Origin of the sequence: Shewanella sp. ZOR0012, assembly GCF_000798835.1 — a bacterium.
GTDB lineage: Bacteria > Pseudomonadota > Gammaproteobacteria > Enterobacterales > Shewanellaceae > Shewanella > Shewanella xiamenensis.
The window spans coordinates 1-672 of sequence record NZ_JTLE01000085.1 but is presented as its reverse complement, the minus strand read 5'-3'; the positions used below and the strand labels follow the sequence as shown (position 1 = coordinate 672).

General features: G+C 43.0%; 1 tRNA gene. It reads right to left on the bottom strand.

Going from position 1 to position 672, the window contains the following annotated elements:
• Positions 1–510 precede the first annotated feature (510 nt).
• A tRNA-Thr gene (locus L976_RS01695) sits at positions 511–586 on the bottom strand.
• Positions 587–672 lie beyond the last annotated feature (86 nt).

Here is a 672-nt window from a genome sequence, read left to right as displayed (position 1 = left end):
CGAACCAGGGACACGAGGATTTTCAATCCTCTGCTCTACCGACTGAGCTATTCGGGCAACTAAACTAAGCGTTAGTTGTCTACTTCAAATCGTGAGTTTAACACCCCATTCGTTCGAAGTGCGCGTATCATATAGTGCACGCTTTCAGTGTGCAAGCCCTTTTAATTCGACTGGCCAAGTATTAAACAAAATGCGCAATATTTATTGCTTTACTTGAATGTGCAAAGCTTACTTAGCCTAACTATCAATGGCTTAATACAATTAAATAGTGGGAGGCGCGAATAACACCTTAGTCTCTGCCTCCGAACTTTGAAAATTGGCAAAGTTAAGTGTAAAGCCGTAAATCAATATTTGTTTGAAGGTTTCAGGAGCATCAGGAGCAAAAGTCGAGCTTGGAAACCGCTGCAATTATCGAGAGTAGGTTGGCTGTGACTTAGAGTGGAGTTATATGATTTGATTGAAATCCCAGATACAAAAAAGCCACTCAATGAGTGGCTTTTTTGTTTTTTATGGTGCCGGCACCAAGAGTCGAACTCGGGACCTACTGATTACAAGTCAGTTGCTCTACCAACTGAGCTATGCCGGCTTAACTTTTACTGCTGAATAATGGTGCCCGAACCCGGAATCGAACCAGGGACACGAGGATTTTCAATCCTCTGCTCTACCGACTGA